General features: G+C 43.5%; 15 protein-coding genes. 3 read left to right on the plus strand and 12 right to left on the minus strand.

Annotated features, from left to right (window positions below):
- Positions 1–80: 80 nt before the first annotated feature.
- From ACFS6H_RS17500 to dapA, 10 genes are all read right to left on the minus strand, one after another.
- Entirely contained in the window at positions 81–2,102 is a 2,022-nt protein-coding gene (locus tag ACFS6H_RS17500; RefSeq protein ID WP_386101990.1) for a site-specific recombinase, read from the minus strand.
- Positions 2,103–2,222: 120 nt separating this feature from the next.
- Complete coding sequence (locus ACFS6H_RS17505) at positions 2,223–2,675, minus strand: hypothetical protein (RefSeq protein ID WP_386101993.1); 453 nt, start codon at positions 2,673–2,675, stop codon at positions 2,223–2,225.
- Between the two features lie 171 nt (positions 2,676–2,846).
- Complete coding sequence (locus tag ACFS6H_RS17510) at positions 2,847–3,659, minus strand: M48 family metallopeptidase (RefSeq protein ID WP_386101996.1); 813 nt, start codon at positions 3,657–3,659, stop codon at positions 2,847–2,849.
- 103 nt (positions 3,660–3,762) lie between these two features.
- Positions 3,763–4,425 carry a glycerol-3-phosphate 1-O-acyltransferase PlsY gene (gene plsY, locus ACFS6H_RS17515; protein ID WP_386101998.1) on the minus strand — a complete coding sequence of 221 codons (663 nt, stop codon included), beginning with the start codon at positions 4,423–4,425 and terminating at the stop codon, positions 3,763–3,765.
- Positions 4,426–4,521: 96 nt separating this feature from the next.
- Positions 4,522–5,340: a 50S ribosomal protein L11 methyltransferase gene (prmA, locus tag ACFS6H_RS17520; protein WP_386102001.1), complete on the minus strand. Its 819-nt coding sequence runs from the start codon at positions 5,338–5,340 to the stop codon at positions 4,522–4,524.
- Between the two features lie 163 nt (positions 5,341–5,503).
- Positions 5,504–5,890, minus strand: a complete 387-nt coding sequence (locus ACFS6H_RS17525; protein WP_386102004.1) for a hypothetical protein — start codon at positions 5,888–5,890, stop codon at positions 5,504–5,506.
- A 161-nt stretch (positions 5,891–6,051) separates the two neighbouring features.
- A complete protein-coding gene (locus ACFS6H_RS17530; protein WP_386102007.1) occupies positions 6,052–7,047 on the minus strand; it encodes an ABC transporter ATP-binding protein in 996 nt (331 codons plus the stop codon).
- A gap of 249 nt (positions 7,048–7,296) precedes the next feature.
- Positions 7,297–8,847, minus strand: a complete 1,551-nt coding sequence (locus ACFS6H_RS17535) for a cation:proton antiporter domain-containing protein (protein WP_386102010.1) — start codon at positions 8,845–8,847, stop codon at positions 7,297–7,299.
- Positions 8,848–8,953: 106 nt separating this feature from the next.
- On the minus strand, positions 8,954–9,406 hold the full coding sequence (locus ACFS6H_RS17540) for a DUF4268 domain-containing protein (RefSeq protein ID WP_386102013.1): 453 nt from the start codon (positions 9,404–9,406) through the stop codon (positions 8,954–8,956).
- Positions 9,407–9,640: 234 nt separating this feature from the next.
- Positions 9,641–10,528, minus strand: a complete 888-nt coding sequence (gene dapA, locus ACFS6H_RS17545) for a 4-hydroxy-tetrahydrodipicolinate synthase (RefSeq protein ID WP_386102016.1) — start codon at positions 10,526–10,528, stop codon at positions 9,641–9,643.
- Positions 10,529–10,677: 149 nt separating this feature from the next.
- Here dapA and ACFS6H_RS17550 point away from each other — a divergent pair, with 149 nt between their 5' ends.
- The 3 genes from ACFS6H_RS17550 to ACFS6H_RS17560 are packed head-to-tail and all read left to right on the plus strand — an operon-like array spanning position 10,678 to position 13,938.
- Positions 10,678–11,691, plus strand: coding sequence for a Gfo/Idh/MocA family protein (locus ACFS6H_RS17550; protein ID WP_386102019.1), 1,014 nt, complete (start codon positions 10,678–10,680; stop codon positions 11,689–11,691).
- 10 nt (positions 11,692–11,701) lie between these two features.
- On the plus strand, positions 11,702–12,808 hold the full coding sequence (locus ACFS6H_RS17555; protein ID WP_386102022.1) for a glycosyltransferase: 1,107 nt from the start codon (positions 11,702–11,704) through the stop codon (positions 12,806–12,808).
- The gene (locus tag ACFS6H_RS17560) at positions 12,805–13,938 is read left to right on the plus strand and encodes a glycosyltransferase (protein ID WP_386102025.1); all 1,134 of its coding nucleotides are present in this window, start codon (positions 12,805–12,807) and stop codon (positions 13,936–13,938) included. The genes ACFS6H_RS17555 and ACFS6H_RS17560 overlap by 4 nt, the downstream gene beginning before the upstream one ends.
- Here the strand turns inward: ACFS6H_RS17560 and ACFS6H_RS17565 are convergent.
- On the minus strand, positions 13,919–14,608 hold the full coding sequence (locus tag ACFS6H_RS17565; protein ID WP_386102028.1) for a cell division ATP-binding protein FtsE: 690 nt from the start codon (positions 14,606–14,608) through the stop codon (positions 13,919–13,921). The two genes, ACFS6H_RS17560 and ACFS6H_RS17565, sit on opposite strands and share 20 nt — an antisense overlap.
- A 164-nt stretch (positions 14,609–14,772) precedes the next feature.
- The gene (gene rfbD / locus ACFS6H_RS17570; RefSeq protein WP_386102031.1) at positions 14,773–15,648 is read right to left on the minus strand and encodes a dTDP-4-dehydrorhamnose reductase; all 876 of its coding nucleotides are present in this window, start codon (positions 15,646–15,648) and stop codon (positions 14,773–14,775) included.
- Between the last annotated feature and the right edge of the window lies 1 nt (position 15,649).

Consider the following 15,649-nt stretch of genomic DNA (forward strand, 5'->3'; position numbering starts at 1 on the left):
TTGTAAGAGAAAATCAAAAATAGAAAGAGAATTATGAACGAGGAATTATGAATTATAAATTATGAATATGAACTGATGAATTATGAATTGGCTTTGTTTCTGGGAGGAAGAATAAAGTGAGAAGGAAAATGTATAAAGTAACGCCATAAAATACCGATGAATTGCGGATAGTCTTTCAGGTGAATACCTCTCGATTTTACTGCTACATAAAAAGCAAAGGCAAAACTGCTTAAGAAGTTTACAAAGCCAATGGCCAGTACCCCTAAAAACACTACCAGCAGGTATTGCCAGGCTATATTTTCAAATCCTACGCCATACACACCAATAGCACTGTTACCGGCCGATATGGTGATATGCCTGATATCGAAAGGAATGCCGAATACCTTGCCAAATATGCCTGCCATGCCCAGGAAAAAACCAAGGGCTATACTGCCCACCAATGCCCCGGAATGTTTTTCAATATAAGCAGCTAATTTTTTTCTCCGGTTCTCCGCCATCGATAAACGCAGTATGGGGTGCATCACCAGCCTTTCGCCAATACGGCCATACCTTATTTTGTTTTGTACATAACCGGCTATAATGCCGCTTACAAATAAAAAGAAGCCCGTATTGCAGGCATATAACAGGGAAAGACTTTCCCAGGGATGCTGGTCCCTCAATAACTGGTAAGCCGCATCGCCATCGGCAATTTTTGTATTGAATGAAAGATGATATAACCAGGCCAGTAAAAAAGTACCCGGAAATACAATGACCAGGTTACCGAAGAAAGAAGCTATCTGGCTCCTGGATACTTTTGCCACCGTAATGGCCAGGTTATTTAAATCAGGGCGATTGGATTGTTTTTTGGTATCCAGAGATGCTGCCACCGCACTGGCCGTAAAAGCGGGTTGTTTGGTAGCCAGTGTAGAGCCTGTTTCCTCAATAGCAATAAAACCTGCACTGTAATTAACACTGTACATAAAGCCCTGCCAGAAGGGTGCTAAAGCCAGTTTGCCCAACAGGTTTTTAAATACGGCGATAAAACAGATGATAAAACCACCCCACATGGCACTGATAACCATTTTACGGTATTCTTTGGCCGTACTAGTAATATACTTTCCACCTTTATCACCTTTATGTTCGGCAATCTGGTAAGCCAGGTAGCCAATGCCCTGCGAAACAAATTCACGGATACTGTTTTTCCGGTTCTCGTTCCTTACCAATACCTTAAACAGGTCTACAAAACGGCCCACATCAAAATGATCATCCCGGTCGAGCACATCGTTTAAAATAAGTATCCTTTGTAAACGGGTACTTAGTATAAGCAAGGTATAGGTTTGCCGTAAACTGGCCCCCTTGGTGGATTGCTGGCTGCGTATATAATCAATGTTCTTTGCACACTGCTGTATCACATCCTTGATCAACGCACAGCAATGAGTAATTGTGGCATTATCACTATCCTGCGTTAATTTTTCCTGCAGGTCATGTATTAAAAAACTTTGTTTTACAAAAGGGCTTTCCTGCCCTGTTTCCGTTGCGGGAATATAAGCGGCCACTTCTTTTTCGAGCCCTGTTTGGGCCACCTGGAAAGACAGGATACGCATGGCTGCCATTACATGCTGTTGCAGGCGTTTATCCCGCACACCAATGGGCATTTGAATGATGGTAAAAAACCTGATCCAGTTTTCCTGCGTGATCGCTTCCACCCACTTAAAATCGTCCGATTTATAAAACACCCTGTCAATCACATAGAGAAAATCATCAGGATCCTGTATAGCCGGCAGCATTTTATGTTTTAGCCGGTCGAACAGCTCCTGCCAGAAACCCTCCGCCAGGGGAACCCCGCTTTCAGTGAGTGCCTTATTAAGGTTTGTGTTGATCAGGAGTAAGAGGATGGCCCTTTGCAGTTTTTGTTTGAGTACTTTATGCTGCTCCAGCGCCACCATGGCCAGCTGCAGTTTATTGTTGGCCGTTTCATATTCTTCGTTCCGGGCGGGCCTGACGGTTTTGAAAAAAGATACTAAAAAGTTAATCCCTTCTTCCCTGTTCGTTAATACAATACTATCTGCATCTGTTACAACAACGTCAAAAAAATGAGGAGTTTTCTTTTTTCTTATCAGCATGTTACAAAAATAAGTTTTTATGCCTACCGGTCAATTATAAGCCGTTACCGGAAAAGATAAGAAAAAAAATAGGCTGCCTTTATCAGACAGCCTATTTGTATTCAATTTTTTTGAGGTTAATTACTCGTCTGCACTCACCGGTGCCGCTTCTCTCTTACGCGTGATAACTGTTTCTACCGAACGCTCCAGTTCACCTTTTACAAAACGCATGGCACTCCACACATGATCTAACTCTATTCTTTCAATACTTTCGTACCCTTCGCAGGTTAACCTGTTCCAGCTACATTCCCTGTTTAAATCGGTAACAATTTTTGAAGTTGCTTTAGGATAAGCTACCCAGAATTTGGACTCGCCTTTTAAAGATGGCATAACATCCTTTAAAATACCATTGAGCTGATTTTCATTTACTGCAAAAACAAGAGCAAAGTCAATTTTCCTGTTTTTCAGCAGCGGAGTCATGTTTTTTGCGAAAGATAACTTGCTGAATTGTTTTTCGATTGAAGAAGGTAAACCCTGAATTAATAGATTCTTTTCGTCTGCCAGTTGTAATTTTTCAAAAACCGTTGGAAGCATACTGTAAAGCCATTTTTAGGTTTAAAAAGAACACGCCGAAACCCTGTCCACACTGTGTTTCCATTTGTCGGGAGTGCAAAGTTAGTAAAAAAACGTGGTATTGTTGGGGTAAGGCCAATAAAAATCCCCTTTACAGTGCTTGTAAAGGGGATGGGGCAGCAAAAAAGCCACTTATTTTGACACCGGTCTGTAGTATTGTAAGGCCTCAGGCATGTGTTTTTCCAGCTCCTGGATACGTTTTCCCTCACTCGGGTGGGTACTTAAAAACTCGGGCTGTCCCTGGCCACCGCCTGCTGCTTCCATTCTTTTCCATAAGTTAATGGCTTCCTGTGGGTTATAACCGGCCATAGCAGTCCAGATAAGACCATAACGATCGGCTTCCAGCTCATGTTTACGCGAAAAAGGTAATACACCCAATACGTTTGAACCAATACCAAAAGCTGTCATAAACAGGTTTTGTGTGGCCGCCGGTTTATTAGAGAGGGCAACACTCAATGCCGAACCCAAACCCTGTTGTACCATACCCTGGCTCATACGTTCGTTACCATGATTAAACAACGCATGTGATACCTCATGACCCATTACTGCGGCCAAAGCGGCCTCATTTTGTGTAATAGGTAATAAACCTGTATACACCACAATTTTACCTCCGGGCATACACCAGGCGTTTACGTCCTTGCTGTCAACCAGCTTATATTCCCAGTTATAGCCATCCAGTTCGGCCGATAAGCCTTTTTGTGCATAGTATTGCTTTACGGCCTGCGTAATACGCTGGCCTACCCTGTTCACCATCTCGGCATCCTTACTGGTAGCACTGCTTATCACTTTGTTGCTGGACAGGAAGCTCTGGTACTCCGTTACAGCCATCGATTGTAGTTCTGATTCCGGTAATAGTTTCATCTGGCTTCGCCCGGTAACCGCATTGGTTGAGCAGCCAATCACTATTGTTGCAGCAGCAAATACTGCGAAAATTATCCTTATCATGGGTTTGTTTTTTACTTTTAGCAAATCAATCTCTATACCAATAATTTGTTTAGAGTATTTGGCTTAGTAAGGGCTGGAACAAAAATAATGTAATTACAGGAAGTCAGGACGACATATCCCCTCTGCGACGTTGCCTGCGTTTATCTCTTTTTTTAAAAATAGGCACTTTACTCTCGGCACCTTTTAACAGGCGGGTAATATTTTTCTGGTGTGTAAGGATCACCATTAAGGCCACAGCAATGGCAAATACCCTGTAAACAGGATTATCCACGTTAAAGATGATGAGGATAAAAATGGGAAATGCCACACTTGCCAAGATAGAACTGAGGGATACAAAGCGGGTAAGATAAAGCACCAGGAGAAACACGCCGGAACAACCTAAGGCTGTCCAGGGTGAAATGCCTACCACCAGGCCAAATAAGGTAGCCACCCCTTTACCGCCGCGGAAATCGGCCCAGATAGGAAATATATGCCCCAGTACGGCAGCCAGGCCTAAGGCTATCTGCAGGTTGAGAAAACGTGTTTCATGATCCAGCAGCTCCGGAGCCAGGAAAGCCAGCTTTACCGCCAGCATGCCCTTAAGCATATCCACGATCATAACAATGGTACCCCATTTGGGACCTAATACCCTGTAGGTATTGGTGGCGCCGGCATTACCGCTGCCATACTCACGAATATCAATTTTGAAAAAGTGTTTACTAACCCATACAGAAGTAGGGATACTCCCGATCAGATATGCCAATAATATTAATAAAAGCCCATTCATAAGAAACCGGAATCTATTACTTTTTGGTAAAGAGTTGAAGGACAAAGGTAAAGAAAACCTGCCACCGGGTAACAATTAATTAATACTAGTTCTCCACTATGGCTTTAACATATTGATAAATAACCACTTATTCCTTTCGGCAATTTTCACTAACTGCAAGCCCTGTTTTTGAGCGGCGGTCACAATATCCTGCTCGTCCTCTATCAGTAAACCGCTGAAGAAGATGGTACCACCGGGCTCCAGTTCACGGGCCAGTATCTCCATATTATCTAGGATAACGTTTTTATTGATGTTGGCCAGTATTACATCAAAACGCTGGTCCAGCTCGGCTGTATCGGATTTAATGAGTTTAATTCCCCCGGTATGATTACGGGTGATGTTTTCCCGGGTATTTTCAATACTCCATTCATCATAATCTACTGCTGTAATATCGGTAGCGCCCATTTTGTGTGCCAGGATAGCCAACACACCGGTTCCGGTGCCAAAGTCAAATACTTTTTTGCCGGTCATTTCCAGTTGCTGCATTTGTTCCAGCATCATATAGGTAGTGGCATGATGGCCGGTACCAAAACTCATTTTGGGTGTAATAACTATTTCATGTACCACGTTGGTGATAGGCTCGTGAAAGTCGGCACGAACCGCCACCCAGTTTTCTACTGTAACAGGATTGAAGTTAGACTCCCACAAACGGTTCCAGTTTTCTTCTTCCACTTTTTTAACCTCATAGGCCGCCTGCACGGTTCCGGCCATTCCGGCAATTTCCTCTTCCTTAAAATCGGCTTCGTTAAAAAATACTTTTAAACTGTTATCCAGTTCTTCAATGCCATTGGTATTGGTTGCCGATAAAAGGGCTATCAGGATTTCGCTGTTTTCAGCAGAGATATTATTAAACTGTACTTCGTAATAAAAAGCCATAAATGTATTTGTGCGAAGTACGTTATTTTATACCACACCATACCGTTAGTGTTTAGTAAAAAATAAATCAGCCGCCCGGGGGCGGCTGATAAAGGTGTACGGGAGGATAGAAACAAAAGCCTAATAAAACTTAATGCACATGCAGCCGTACCATAAAAATATTTTAAGCATATATAGCGGGCGGGTAGTTGCGTAAAAACATTTTAAACTCATCACTGATCGATTTTAACCGATGTTGCAACCGTTCCACATCGTTGGTTAAAAAACAGTGCAAGGCTACCGTATCATCACGCAATACACCCCGCATGGATTGTTTGCTGATATTATCCGCATGACGTTTAATGACTTTTTTGAGATCGTGAATGTTGATCAGCTGGATGTAAAACTGGTTATAGAGGTGTTCCACCTCCCACATGGCCAAACGCCGGTTTTTTTCCAGTACTTTTTTTTCCAGTTTGTGGGTGTGATTGGTGAACTGATCACGCAGATGCCTGAGCGTAAAACGCCATTGACGACATTCCTCCGTTAACTGCGCAGTAGCTTTCATCATGGAAGATAGATTTAAAGGTTTAAAAAACTAAAATCCCCAGAAAGTGAATGAAAATGGCAACTGTAATTTACAACCGTTTTTTGAGACCTGATAATATTATTTTGCAGCAAATAATGCACCAATTTTCCATTTTCGTCAATACGTTAAAGGTGAAATGGCAGCTATTCACTGATAAAGGCAATATTACCGGAAGAAAAGCCTGCCCGGACCACTGAACCAATAGCCGGTAGGTCTGTGGCCATACAGTAACTGAGCAAGGTTTCACCGGCCACGGTTACCTGTACCAGGTAATGGCTACCCAAAAAAAGAATACCGGCTACTTTACCTTCTACTACAAATTCCTGGTTCTTTAGCTGTAAAGAGAGGTATTCGGGCCTGAGGATAAAGCTGCCCGTAAGCCAGTTAAGCTGTTGTAGTTGTGTAAAAGCCGTATTGTGATTTGTAATGAGGTTATACGCACCCAATAAACCCGCGCAGTACAGGTTAAGCGGTTGATTGTACACCTGTTCCGGTTTGCCCTGCTGTATCATTTTGCCATCTTTCATCAACAAGAGTTCATCGGCCCAGGAAAGTACATCGGCCGCATCGTGTGATACCAATAAAGTGGTAATACCCAACCTGGCGGTTATATTATGCAATACATTTTTTATGGTGTTTTTATGTATACTGTCCAGGTTGGAAAAAGGTTCATCGAGCACCAGCAGCTCAGGCTTTTTTACCAGTTGCCTGGCCAGTGCTATGCGTTGTTTTTCGCCACCGGATAATTGGTTGGTACGGCGCTGTAACAGGTGCCCGATCTGGCAGATATGATAGATAGTATCCGCCTCTGCATCGCTAAGCTGGTTGGTATAACTCAGTTCTTCGGATACGGTATAGTTGTTACGGAGTTCAAAGTATTGACTCAGGTAGGCAATTCCCGGATGACCGGGCAGCAGTTTTTCCAGCGGCCCTTCCACCCTTTTGTTTTTAAATAAGGTTTGTCCGCTATCTGGTTGTATATAACCGGTGATCATTTTAAGCAGGCTGCTTTTACCCGAGCCCGTTTCACCTGCGATAGCCATTTTTTGCCCCTTGTATAGTACAAAACTAACATCCTGTACAATGGGTTGGCCATCCAGCAGTTTTGTTAATTGTTGTACCCTTAGTATTTCATCCATTGGTGCAAACTTACTGAGAGAATGATGAATTATAAATTATGAGTTATGAATGATGAATGATGAATTTGAAAGCAAAGAGCTAAAAGCACAAAGCTGAAAGCAAAGAACTGATGACGGGCTGCCGGATTGCAGCGGAAAGCCCGGTGAAGGCGGGTGCAAGGGGTTGTGCCGGACTTGCAGCGAAAAGCCGGGACTGCTGCCGGGTATTGTTCCTGCAGCTGACAGCCCCTGTTTCTGCATGCTCTTTTATCAGGCGGCTTTATATACCGCCACTACTTTTTCGGCCAGTTCCACACCTGCCTGTACCAAAGGGCTGCAGATGGTATTTACGCCAATGCTTTTGAGTTGTTTTGCCTGCGATTCCGAATCGACCATTACACTGATATGCCCTTCGAAACCACGGGCCCTTAAGGCTTCCACTACATTCATTTTAGCTTCTTCTTCAGGAATGGTGACCACTACCCCCTGCAACTGCTGAATATCAAGATTTTGCCAGAGCAATTTACTGGTAGCATCGCCATATAGTACCCGGCGTTTTTTGGAACGCTGGGTGGCCAGCACATCGGGGTCGGTATCAAACCCTACTACTTTTAATCCTCTCTCCTGGAAGTAGTCGTATGAAGAAGTGCCTGCACGTCCCATGCCTACGATGAGATAGTTTGCAATACCTATATTAACAGGTTCGGCATCGCTGCGGGAACGCTTGCTTTCGAATTTAGTAAGCAGTGGTTCCAGTTTGTTAAACAGTTGATTGGCCTTTGCATTAATAGGTGCTCCTACCAAAAAGGAGAAAGCCACCACGGTGGTTAAAGTAATGAGCATGGAAGGCGGTAATAAACCTACTGTAACAGCCACGGCACCTGTGATGATAGCAAATTCACTAAAACTGGCCAGGGAGGTTGCCGTAAGGAAACTGGTTCTGGCACGCAGACGGAATAAGGATAGTATACTAAAGAAAATGGCTACGCGAAATGGCAGGATGATTACCAGTATCATAGCATACAGGAGATCGGTCCAGGAAGGCAAACCTGTTAAACCTATTTTTAAGAAGAATACGGTAAGGAAGGCTTCGCGTAGCGACCATAACTTTTTGGAAACCTCGCCGGCTTTTTCTTCACCGGCATGCAGTACACCAAAACAAAAAGCCCCCAGTTCGCCCCCCAAACCAACATACTCAAATAAGGCGGCGCCTCCAAAAGCCATTAAAATACCATATAAAAGCACCAGTTCATCATTTTTAATTAAGCGCAACACCCTTACCAATACCGGTTTTAACAAGGGTAGCAAGAGTAAAGTGAGTGCCCAGGGTGAAGGCGCTTTTAAGCCGGTAAATGCCAGTATACCAATGAGAATGATATCTTCCATTACCAGGATACCAATGGCCAAACGACCGTGGTAAGAATCAAGCTCTCCTTTATCTTCGAGCCCTTTGGCGGCTATAACCGTACTGGCTACACCCAGGAGAATACCCAGTAAAATGGTCTGACTGGTACTAAAGCCTGCATTGATGCCGATAAGTGTGAAGAGGCCAAAGAGTAAAGCCACACTGATGATTATTTGCAAGAGCCCGGACACGGCCACCTCCGGTTGCAAAAAGTTTTTGAGCCTTATTTTTAACCCTAATGTAAATAACAAAAAGATCACGCCACTATGCGCCAGTTCGTCCAGGGCATGAGTGCTTTGATAACCGTATACGGATAGTACAAAGCCCCCGGTAAGGAAACCCAGTAAGGGCGGTAGCCCTATTTTGTAAAATAAAAAGCCGATGACAAAGGCGATAGCGATAAAAAGGATTTCCATTGTGTCAGGGGTTAAATAAAAATAATGGAGGTACAACAAAAAAACAGGGCAATTGTTGTACTGTCAACATTGCCCTATAAATATAAACTTTAGCCGTAATAAAAACTTAGCTGAATACATCTTTTACCTGTAACCAGAATTCATCCAGGGCAATGATCCTTGGTTTTAAGAAGGTGATAATGGCCGGCCAATCTGATTCTTTAAAAATATTAACGCCCGGCTTAGTGGTATATACACGGCTTAAAACAGCACCAAATTCATCCTGTACCTCCGGTTGCCATTGCCAGGTTTCTCCCAGCGTGTTTTCCAGCATCGTGCGCATGGCCAGTAACTGTTCATAATACCGATTGTCCAGGCTATTGACCGTATGTTTGATCTCGATGGCAATTTGTGCCGATACAGCATCCACATCCATACGAAAGAAAATATCGCGAATGCCGGTTTTATAGTTAAGCCAGTTAATGTTTTCACCTTCGGCATTGGGCACCGGCTGCAGGTAGCGGCCAAAACTGGTCCAGAATTTCTTTTTAATTAGCGAGGCTTCCTGTTTCGTATACATACCCGGTTACCGTTAACTGTATTATAAAGGTAATTTATCTTCACGCAAGCCTTTAAGCCCGGTTATTGCAATTGGCATTTTATTTGAATAGCTTAACTTAATCAAAAATAATCTTATGCAAAATTGGCTTAAAACATTACTGGCGGGCGCAGCTGCCTACAAATGGGGCGGCGGATGCCTGGGCTTTATTTTAGTTTTTGTAATTGTGTATTACCTCTTGGGACATTGCTAAGTTTATAATACTGCTTTTACCAATGCTTCTATTTTTTGAGCATGCTTTTCGCTTACTCCCACAACGGGCAGGCGGAAAGTATTGAGGCAAAGCTGCATTTGACTTAACACGGCTTTAATGCCGCTGGGACTACCCTCTTCGAATAAAGCGTTTACAATATCGGTATATTTATAATGCAGTGGCAGTGCTTTGGCAAAGTCACCAGCCAGGCATAACCTTACCATATTGGCGTAATCTTCGGGAAAAGCGTTGGCCACTACCGATGTTACACCTTCGGCCCCGAGAGCGATCATTGGCAGGGTTAGATTATCATCCCCGCTGATGACCATGAAGGAGGCAGGTTTGTTTTTTATGATCTGTCCAACCTGATCCAGGTTACCGCTGGCCTCTTTGGTGGCAAATACATTAGGACATTCTTTAGCCACTCTTAATTGTGTGGCAGCCGTGAGGTTTTGCCCGGTACGTCCCGGTACATTATACATCATGATAGGCAATGGTGTAACCGCATCCAATGCTTTATAGTGTTGGAATAAACCTTCCTGGTTGGGTTTGTTGTAGTAAGGCGCTACGGATAAAATAGCGTCGTAGCCGGTCAGATCAAATTCAGTAAACCCTTTTATTACGGATTGGGTATCGTACCCGCCAATGCCGGCTACCAGGCCAACACGGCCATTTACCTGTTTTTGAACAAAAGTAAATAAGTCCTGCTTTTCCTTACCATGTACCGTGGCACTTTCGCCGGTTGTTCCCAGCACTACCAAATACTCTACCCCGCCCTTTATCCAGAACTCCACCAGCTTTTCCAGGCTGGTAAAATCTATAGATCCATCGGTCAAAAATGGGGTAACGATCGCGATACCTGTTCCGGTAAATTTTTCCCGCAGCGACATAATTAGTTCAAAAAATTTTTAGATGTTTTATTAAAGCCAGGCAAAATTGCAAAGCCGCCAAATATAAACCATCCTGGTTAAAAGAAAAAAACTAAGCCCGGCGGATATGTGTTCAAACGGGGGATTTGCCTTTATCTTTGCCTGCTATTATGGGAAATAAGCTACGCTTTGGGATCATAGGGTGTGGAAAAATTGCACCCCGTCATGCGGCCGAGATCAGCCGTGTAGGTATATTGGCGGGCGTTTGTGATATTATTCCGGAGAGAGCGGACCAACTGGCACAACAGTTTCAGACCAGGGCTTTTTATACCATTACCGGTTTTTTAGCGGCACAGCCCTATGATGTGATAGCCATATGTACACCGAACGGGCTGCATGCTTTGCACAGTATATCCTGTTTACAGGCCTATGCGCATGTACTTTGTGAAAAGCCCCTGGCTACATCTGCCGCCGATGCCGCGGCTATGATGGAGGCGGCAACTATAGCGGGTAAAAAATTGTTTGTTGTTAAATCAACCCGTTATAACCCGGCACTGATCGCTTTAAAAGCCATGCTGGATAATAACCAGCTCGGCACCATCTTTAATTTTCAACTGAATTGTTTCTGGAACCGGCCTAATGCGTATTACAACTCCTCCTGGAAAGGCGATGCTCAACTGGATGGCGGCATTTTGTTTACCCAGTTCAGTCATTATATTGATGCCCTGTTATGGTTGTTAAACGACCGTATACAAACCGTAGCTGGGTTCCGGCATAATTTTACCCACCGGGAAACCATTGATTTTGAAGACAACGGCATCGCTTCCATAAAAATGGAGAAAGGAACCATTGGTGGTATTAACTGGTCCATTAACAGTTACCGGAAGAACATGGAAGTATCGTTGACACTGATAGCTGAACACGGCAGCATTAAGATAGATGGCGAATACATGAACCATGTGGCATACCAGCTGACTGCCGAAACCGGCATCCCGCTAATCACCGAAGCCGGTGAGCCAAATGATTATGGCTTTTATAAAGGCTCCATGAGTAATCATGATAAGGTATACGATAATTTACTGATAGCGCTGGAGAACGACCAACACCCGTTTTCACATGCCATAGACGGTTTGAAGACCGTAGAAGCGATACAACAGATTTATGATGCCATGCCGCTGGCTTAAAAGGAACTGCATGCCGAAAAAATTATTTTTTACCGTTACCAATGACCTTACTTACGACCAGCGTATGCAGCGCATCTGTAGTTGCCTGGCCGCGAATGGTTATGAGGTTACACTGGTAGGCAGAAAATTAAAGCGGTCAAAACCTTTACAGCAACAGCTTTTCCAACAAAAAAGGATTCGTTGCTGGTTTAACAGCGGTAAATTGTTTTATGCGGAATATAATACCCGGTTATTTTTTTACCTGTTGTTTAAACGTATGGACCTTATCTGTGCCATTGACCTGGACACGATACTCCCCTGTTTATATATATCAAAATTAAAACGTATTTCCCGGGTATATGATGCCCATGAGTTGTTCAGTGAGATGAAGGAGATTGTGACCCGCCCTGCTATTAAAAGAATATGGGACCGGGTAGAAAGGAAAGCGGTTCCGCAATTCAGGCATGGGTATACGGTTTGTGAGAGCATTGCGGAAGAGTTTACCAGACGATATGGTGTACAGTACCACGTAGTGCGGAATGTTCCTGTTACCAAAATATTATCCACATCCGAAAAGCAGGTAAACAACCAGCCCAGAATTTTGTTATACACCGGCGCAGTAAACGAAGCCCGGGGTTTTGAGTACCTTATACCGGCATTACGCCATATTGATGCCCGTTTGGTAATTTGTGGTGATGGCAATTTTATGTCGCAGTTAAAACAGCTAATAACCGGTTACCAGGTAGAGGATAAAGTAACCCTCACCGGTATGTTATTACCTAACGAGTTATGGCAATACACTCTATCAGCCGATATTGGCATTGCCTTATGTGAGAACGAAGGGTTAAACCAGTATTATTCCCTGCCCAACAAGTTTTTTGATTATATACAGGCAGGATTGCCCCAGGTAGCTATGGCCTTTCCGGAATACGAAAGAGTGAACAAACAATACCGGGTTGCCGTATTGGTGGATGATATGACACCGGAAAGATTAGCGGCACAAATAAACAATTTGCTGCAGGATGTTGTTCTATATGAGACTTTGCGGCAAAACTGCCTGGAGGCGAAACATTTTTTAAACTGGGAGGTTGAACAAAAAAAGTTAATTTCCTTTTACAAATCTATATTACAAGATTGAAACAGCAGTTGCACATAGTTTGTTTAGATGTTCCTTTCCCGGCTGATTATGGTGGCGCCATTGATATGATGAACCGCATTATCCTGTTTAAACAACTGGGTACCGCTATTCATTTGCATTATTTCAGTTATAATGACCGGGGTATGCCCAATGAGCTGAACCAGTATTGTGAAAGCATATCCGTGTACGAAAGGAAAAAATTCACCACCGGTTATTTTTTTGATAAACAGCCCTATATTGTTTCTTCCCGTATTAACGAAGAGCTGATCACTAATTTAAATAAAGACAACCACCCCATCCTGCTGGAAGGTATTCATTGCACCGGCATTCTTCCTTATATTAACCGCAGTAACCGCCGCATTGTAGTGCGTATGCACAACGATGAAAGTATTTACTATAAAGAGCTGGCCAGGGCTACCGGCAGTATTAAACAAAAAATATTTTTTAACCGGGAAAGCAGGCTGCTGAAAAAATATGCCGATACACTTCCCGGTGATTGTTTATACGCCTGTGTTTCCGAGAAGGATATACAGGTATTACAACAGGATCACCGTATTACCAATACCGCCTTTATACCTACTTTTCCTACCTGGCAGGAAGTAAATTGTCCCGAAGGCATGGGCAGTATCTGTTTATACCATGGTAATTTATCCGTGCCGGAGAATGAAGAAGCGGCCATGTGGTTGTTGTGCAGGGTTTTTTCCAAAGTGCGTATGCCTTTTGTCATTGCCGGTAAAAAACCGGGACGCCGTTTATTAAAAGCAGCGGAATTATGCCAGCATACCTGCCTGATCGCTAACCCTTCGGAATCGGAACTGAACGACCTGATACGTAAAGCACATATACATGTACTACCCTGTTTTAATAAAAATATTACAGGTATACGTTTAAAGCTGTTACATGCCTTATTTGAAGGCCGGCATTGTGTGGTAAACACCCCTATGGTGGCAGGCACCGGACTGGAAGAAGCCTGTCATATAGCCGGTAACAGCAACGGGTTTGCTTCCATCATTGCACAACTGTATCACCAGCCTTTTGCCGAGGAAGAAATAAAACTGCGTAAACGTTTATTAGGAAATACTTATTCCAACGAAAAAAATACCCGCCAGCTTATTGAATGGCTATGGTAGCATTATCAATTACCCGGTTCTGTTCGGTACGGATCATACGGGCAGGATATTTATTCACCACAATATAATCGTGTGTAGCCATTACAACGGCAGTATTGAAGTCTCTTGAAATATGAAATAATAGTTTCATGATCTCATCCGATGTTTCCGGGTCAAGGTTACCGGTAGGCTCATCGGCCAGGATCAGTTTGGGAGAGTTTAATAAGGCGCGGGCAATATCAATACGTTGTTGTTCACCACCACTTAACTCAAAAGGCATTTTAAATCCTTTTGATTTGAGGCCTACTTTATCCAGTACATCCTGGATCTTCTCGGCCATCAGTTTTTCATCTGTCCAGCCAGTTGCTTTTAATACAAACTTGAGGTTATCATTTACGTTCCTGTCCGTCAGCAACTGGAAGTCCTGGAAAACCACTCCCATTTTACGACGTAAGAAAGGTACCTGTTTCCAACTCAGGCCATTCAAAGAAAATCCTGCAACATTGGCCTGGCCCTCCTTTAAGGTCAGCTCGCCATACAAGGTTTTCAGCAGGCTGGATTTACCGGTACCCGTTTTACCTACCAGGTACACAAACTCGCCGGCATTAACAGTAAGGTTAACATTCTGTAATACAGCACTGTTACCCTGGTATATATTTACATTGCTTAAGGTTATAATTGCTTCGGCCATTGTATTTGTTGCTTTATTGCAAAATAAAGGAATATAGCCAAACTACCGCTCAAAAAAAATGGTTAAATGCCTCCTGAAAGGTTAAAATAGCCGGCTCATTGTATAAACGGCTGATAATGGTTGTTATTGCTTTATTTTACCGGCTTCAGCCATGATGCCGTAGCCTAGTTGTTCTGCATTTTCTGCAAACAAACAGCAAGGCTTTCCCGCCAGTCATTAATATGTATACCAAAAGTGGTCTTGATCTTTGTTTTATCCAGCACAGAGTAAGCAGGCCTTTTAGCAGGTGTTGGAAAGCTGGTAGTGGGAATAGCATTCACCGTACAATTGCTGTTGCTTAATTCTTTAATGGCCACAGCAAAGTTGAACCAGGAAATAATGCCTTCATTGCTGAAATGATAGATGCCGGGATGCCATTCCGCAGTATTGATGATAGTGATGATGGCCTGTGCCAGGTCGGCCGCATAAGTGGGAGTACCTATTTGATCATTCACCACACTGATAGCCGTTTTTTCCAGCATTAAGCGCAGCATCGTCTTTACAAAGTTCTTTCCGTAACGGGAGTATACCCATGCCGTACGGATAATAACCGCATCGCTGTTAACAGCTGTGATATATTGCTCGCCCGCTAATTTAGAAGCGCCGTATATATTTACCGGGTCAGTAGGGTCGGTTTCTTTATAGGGTACGCTGCCGGTACCGGCAAAAACATAATCGGTGGAAATATGTATGAAGCGGGTATTGTTGTCCTTACAAAAAGCGGCGATTGCTTTTACAGTGGTGGCATTAATGGCGAACAGGCTGTCTTTTTCTTCCGGTAATTCGGCCTTGTCCACGGCCGTATAAGCGGCGCAGTTCACTACAAACTGTGGCTGGGTAGCTGCTAAAAAATCAATACACGTCTTTTCATCATCCAGCGGCATTTGTTCACGGGTACAGAATATCCATTCGTAAGCAGGATAAGCCGCAGACAATTCATGGATCTCTGTGCCCAGTTGCCCGTTAGCACCGGTAACCAGTATTTTGGGTAATGCAGGCATA

The sequence above is a fragment of the Terrimonas rubra genome (assembly GCF_042686025.1).
Classification (GTDB): Bacteria; Bacteroidota; Bacteroidia; order Chitinophagales; family Chitinophagaceae; genus Terrimonas; species Terrimonas rubra.

Coding starts and splice junctions, on each gene's coding strand:
- ACFS6H_RS17500 (WP_386101990.1), bottom strand. CDS start 2,102: ATGCTGATAAGAAAAAAGAAAACTCCTCATTTTTTTGACGTTGTTGTA.
- ACFS6H_RS17505 (WP_386101993.1), bottom strand. CDS start 2,675: ATGCTTCCAACGGTTTTTGAAAAATTACAACTGGCAGACGAAAAGAAT.
- ACFS6H_RS17510 (WP_386101996.1), bottom strand. CDS start 3,659: ATGATAAGGATAATTTTCGCAGTATTTGCTGCTGCAACAATAGTGATT.
- plsY (WP_386101998.1), bottom strand. CDS start 4,425: ATGAATGGGCTTTTATTAATATTATTGGCATATCTGATCGGGAGTATC.
- prmA (WP_386102001.1), bottom strand. CDS start 5,340: ATGGCTTTTTATTACGAAGTACAGTTTAATAATATCTCTGCTGAAAAC.
- ACFS6H_RS17525 (WP_386102004.1), bottom strand. CDS start 5,890: ATGATGAAAGCTACTGCGCAGTTAACGGAGGAATGTCGTCAATGGCGT.
- ACFS6H_RS17530 (WP_386102007.1), bottom strand. CDS start 7,047: ATGGATGAAATACTAAGGGTACAACAATTAACAAAACTGCTGGATGGC.
- ACFS6H_RS17535 (WP_386102010.1), bottom strand. CDS start 8,847: ATGGAAATCCTTTTTATCGCTATCGCCTTTGTCATCGGCTTTTTATTT.
- ACFS6H_RS17540 (WP_386102013.1), bottom strand. CDS start 9,406: ATGTATACGAAACAGGAAGCCTCGCTAATTAAAAAGAAATTCTGGACC.
- dapA (WP_386102016.1), bottom strand. CDS start 10,528: ATGTCGCTGCGGGAAAAATTTACCGGAACAGGTATCGCGATCGTTACC.
- ACFS6H_RS17550 (WP_386102019.1), top strand. CDS start 10,678: ATGGGAAATAAGCTACGCTTTGGGATCATAGGGTGTGGAAAAATTGCA.
- ACFS6H_RS17555 (WP_386102022.1), top strand. CDS start 11,702: ATGCCGAAAAAATTATTTTTTACCGTTACCAATGACCTTACTTACGAC.
- ACFS6H_RS17565 (WP_386102028.1), bottom strand. CDS start 14,608: ATGGCCGAAGCAATTATAACCTTAAGCAATGTAAATATATACCAGGGT.
- rfbD (WP_386102031.1), bottom strand. CDS start 15,648: ATGCCTGCATTACCCAAAATACTGGTTACCGGTGCTAACGGGCAACTG.